The sequence below is a fragment of the Actinosynnema sp. genome (assembly GCF_052038725.1).
The window spans coordinates 1-2,349 of record NZ_JBQGCX010001268.1; the positions used below are offsets into that span (position 1 = coordinate 1).

The window sequence follows — 2,349 nt, forward strand, 5'->3', positions numbered from 1 at the left end:
CGCCGCTGGACTGGCAGCAGATGCGCGACCTGCTGGTGGAGACGTCCCGTCCGTTCCCGGCGTTCGTATCGGTGGACATGTCGATGGGGGCGGGCATCGTCGACGCGGCCGCAGCCGTCAACAGGGCGCTGGGCAACGCCAAATGCGACGGGCAGCCCGACAGCTGCAATCCGGATGCCGTGGTGCTGGCGCGCAACGTGTCCCAAGCCGGCGTGTCGGTCAAGAAAGGCGAGCGCATCGTCTTCGAGTACACCGCAGAGTCCGGCAAGGCCCTGACGTTCTCGACTGTCGGCGGGACCGGCGACGTGTCGATGTACGTCGGATTCGAGGCCGTGCCGAATGCGGACGAACACACGTTCGCATCCAGACGCCCGGGCAACCGGGAGATCGTGCGGATCGATGCGCGCCAGGTCCGCGCCGGCACCTACTACATCACGCTCGTCGGCGAGTCCGACGTCGCCAACGTCCTGATCGAAGCGCGGCAGTAAGCGCGCCGGCCACGCAGGTGGCCGGTGCTTCCTCGACATCTTCTCCCGGAGACCACGACTCATGAAACGTCAGCATCGAACGCTTCACGCCCTGTCCTGCGCGATCGCCCTGTCCCTGGCCGCACCGGTGGCACTCGCCGCGGAACTGCAGTACGAACGCGTCAACCTGGGCACCCTGGTGGAGGGCGAGTCCTACAACGAGTTCATCATCAAGTACCGCGAGGGCTCCGCGCAGCGTGCGCGCCCCGCGCAGCACCTCGCGCAGGCGGCCGGCCTGGCCTGGCGGCAGGTGTCGGGCACCGCCGCGGCGGACGCGGGAGTGACCTACGTACGCCGCATGGCGGTCGGTGCCGATGTCATCCGGCTTCCCGCGGCCCTGGACGGTGCGCAGGCCACACAGCTGATGCAGCAGATCGCCACCGATCCGGCGGTGGACTACGTGGAACCGGTGGTGCGGATGGAGCGCTTCAGCCCGCCGGACGATCCGCGATGGGCCGAGCAGTGGCACTACCACACGCCGGCAGAGAGCGCGGGAGGCGTCAATCTGGTCGCCGCCTGGCCGCACGGGCGCGGGGAGGGGGTCGTCGTCGCGGTCCTCGACACCGGCGTGACCGAGCATCCCGACCTCGCTGCGAATGTGCTGATGGACGAGGGTTATGATTTCGTCCTGCGCCAGCCTGGGGGGGCGGATCCCGGGGACTGGGAGGACCTGGAGTTCGGTTCCCTGCGTGTTCTTCTGGACCCCAGCAGTTGGCATGGTACCCACGTCGCCGGCACGGTCGCTGCGGTGACCGACAACGGGATCGGTGTCGCGGGCGTGGCCCCCGATGCCGTGGTGCTGCCCGTGCGCGTGCTGGGGCCTGGCGGCGGTACCAACGTCGACATCGCGGACGGCATCATATGGAGTGTGGGCGGCGCCGTGGAGGGTGCGCCCGACAACCGCTTTCCGGCCGAAGTGATCAACATGAGCCTGGGCAGCGGTTCTCCCAGGGCATGTCCCAACGTGTACAAGGAGGCATTGGCCGAGGCGCACCGCCGCAACGTGACGGTCGTGGTCGCCGCGGGCAACTCCGCAAAAAATGCGGCCGGCGAGTGGGGGACCGGGTACACGATGGCCAACTGTTCGAAAGAGATCATCGTCGTCGGTGGCGTCGGGCCGACAGGCGCCCGGGGTGGGGTGTCGCGTACGGGGCAGACCGGGGTTGACGGATCGAATCATGGTGCGCGGATCGATCTCGCGGCTCCTTACGGAACAGGCTGGGCCCCCGCGGGCGACAACGTGCTTTCCACCCTCAACACCGGAGAGCGCGGACCGGAGGAGCCGACATATGGATTCTCCCCCGGCACCTCGATGGCCTCCCCGCACGTCGCGGGCGCGGTCGCCCTGATGCAGAGTGTCGCTCCCGAACGCCTGCGTCCGGACCAGGTGAAGCGCATCCTGCAGGACACCGCGCGGGCGTTCCCGGTCGTGCTCGACAAGCCGTTGGGGGCGGGCATCCTGGATGTGGAGGCGGCAGTGCTCGCCGCCCAGCAGACTCCTTGCGACGAGACCGAGGCCGGCTGCGGGCCTTTGCCCGCACAACAGTTGTCCGACGCTGTGCCGCTGACGCCGCTGTCGGCCGATGACGAGGGCGAGCGGTTCTATTGGTTCGAAGCCAAGGCTGGCAGCGTCCTGAACATCCTCGCGTCCGGGGGAACGGGGACGGCGGCGCTGCACGTGGCGTTCGATCGGGTGCCGACGGCGGACGCCTACGACTTCCGATCGGTGCGCCCGGGCACCAACCAGGTGGTGCGCATCGCCGCGCCGAAGGCCGGGACGTACCACATCCGCCTGTCCGGCGAATACGCGCGGCTGACCCTG

2 protein-coding genes are annotated in these 2,349 nt (G+C 69.0%); both read left to right on the top strand.

Going from position 1 to position 2,349, the window contains the following annotated elements; genetic code table 11:
• The coding region (locus ACTUAL_RS26780; RefSeq protein WP_440902188.1) for a PPC domain-containing protein at window positions 1–488 on the top strand (488 nt) is incomplete at its 5' end.
• Window positions 489–549: 61 nt separating this feature from the next.
• Window positions 550–2,349 (top strand): S8 family serine peptidase (locus ACTUAL_RS26785; RefSeq protein WP_440902189.1); only part of this gene is annotated, 1,800 nt, incomplete at its 3' end.